Origin of the sequence: Maribacter sp., assembly GCF_049667165.1 — a bacterium.
In the GTDB taxonomy this organism is placed as follows: Bacteria; Bacteroidota; Bacteroidia; order Flavobacteriales; family Flavobacteriaceae; genus Maribacter_A.
The window spans coordinates 1-1,792 of the sequence record NZ_JBATHS010000306.1; the positions used below are offsets into that span (position 1 = coordinate 1).

The 1,792-nt window shown below is 40.1% G+C and carries 2 protein-coding genes and 1 pseudogene; 1 reads left to right on the forward strand and 2 read right to left on the reverse strand.

Going from position 1 to position 1,792, the window contains the following annotated elements:
- Together WBM98_RS14360 and WBM98_RS14365 are read right to left on the reverse strand one after the other, a co-directional pair.
- A pseudogene (locus WBM98_RS14360) lies at positions 1-612 on the reverse strand (hypothetical protein); the annotation flags it as partial.
- Positions 613-778: 166 nt separating this feature from the next.
- Positions 779-1,429, reverse strand: coding sequence for a rhomboid family intramembrane serine protease (locus WBM98_RS14365; RefSeq protein WP_424366715.1), 651 nt, complete (start codon positions 1,427-1,429; stop codon positions 779-781).
- 60 nt (positions 1,430-1,489) lie between these two features.
- Here WBM98_RS14365 and WBM98_RS14370 point away from each other — a divergent pair.
- On the forward strand, positions 1,490-1,792 hold a 303-nt coding region (locus WBM98_RS14370; RefSeq protein WP_424366714.1), incomplete at its 3' end, for a lysophospholipid acyltransferase family protein.

A 1,792-nucleotide genomic window follows, 5' to 3' on the forward strand; every position in this document is an offset into this window, starting at 1 on the left:
AGTGCTATTGAAGCCTTCTTGAAAACCGTATATTATTCCAGCATCCACGTTCATTCGTCCACTGGAAACCGGTATTTTGGCCACAAAGGAATTGGATGTGGCACGAACGGATTTTTCGGAATCAACACCACCAACGGCATACACATACCCATCACTATATTCAATGGCGTTTATGTCCGCATTGGAATAATATAATCTTGAACTTACGCTAGGATTTAAAGGGTCACTGATATCAATAACATCAATGGCACCCACATAGCCATCGGCTACTGTATTATAGGACACATAGGCATAATTCCCATCTAAATGTACGTGCGTGGCTGTCAAATTCTCTCCCCCGCTAAAAAAAGGTGGACTGATTTGTGCCACTAAGGTAAGTGGATAATCCCCGGCCATTTCATCCTTGCCGGTCCTTGATGATTTACCGGTAATGGTCGCCTCATCGGCAATGTCCAAAACACCGGCATAGCCAAGATCAACACTGTTATTTAAAATCTGTTCGTTTTTCTCTAGGGATAGGTCATCTTGGGGATCGCTAAAAACTGTGGTTTCATCGCTACAGGAAGCAGCAAGCAACACCATTGACCAAAGTAGTAGGTATACTTTTTTCATTGTGATTAATTGTTATTATTCGATTTGGGCACTATTCAAACGTCAAAATTAGTCAAAGCGTATATCCCATTGCTTTTTTTTTCGATGAATTGCCAAAGTAGCGTGTTATGAGTCCTGATTGAGGTGTTAGGCTGTAGTTTCCAAGGACTGGCAGCACATTATGAAGTTATATTTTTCCCATTTTTTCCATTACAAATAGGATAACAATAGGAATGGCCAATAGAATGACCATTAGGGTATCGGTTACCAAAAGATCGGGTTTTAACAACAAAGTAGTGACATAGCCTCCCATGGCCCCTCCAACATGGGCGGTATGACCTATATTGCCCAATCGTTTTTTCATCCCATAAATCGAATATAGCAGGTAACCGATTCCTAAGACATAGGCGGGTAAGGGAATGGGAATGAACATGATTCCCAAACGCATATCGGGTTGCAATAATATGGCCGCATACAAAATACCCGTAACCGCACCACTGGCACCCACTGCGCTATAATAGGGTTCATCCTTATGGAAAAACAAGGCCAATAAACTTCCCCCTATGAGGCTGATAAAATAAATTCCTACAAATTCCACCGGGCCAAACCACGTGATGACCACATCGGCAAAAAAGTAAAGCGTAAACATGTTCATCAAGAGATGGGAAAGGTCTACGTGCAAAAAACCAGAGGTCAACATTCTGTCTTTTTGCCCGCCTTTTATCGCTCCAATATTGAATTTATACCGTTCAAAAAAGGAGATGTCATTAAACCCCTTTAAGGATGCGATTGCATTGGCGGCAATAATAACAATAGTTGCAATATGAAGATTATACATATCCTGAAGCATTAAATTTCGTCCCAAATATAGCTATATTTGCCGTTTACTAAGACATTCATGCAGCTACTTGCCTATATTTTAATTTACCCTTTATTATGGATTATCTCCATCTTGCCCCACACCTTGTTTTATGGTTTTTCCGATTTTGTGTATTTTTTGGTGTATCGTGTTATTGGATATCGTAAAAAAATAGTCAGGGAGAATTTGGAATTGGTCTTCCCCGATAAATCCAAACAAGAATTGAATACGATCGAAAAAGGCTTTTACCACCATATGTGCGATATGTTCTTGGAAATGGTCAAGACCATGGCCCTATCAAAAGAAGCGGTCAAAAAGAAATATCATGTTGTGAATATCGAT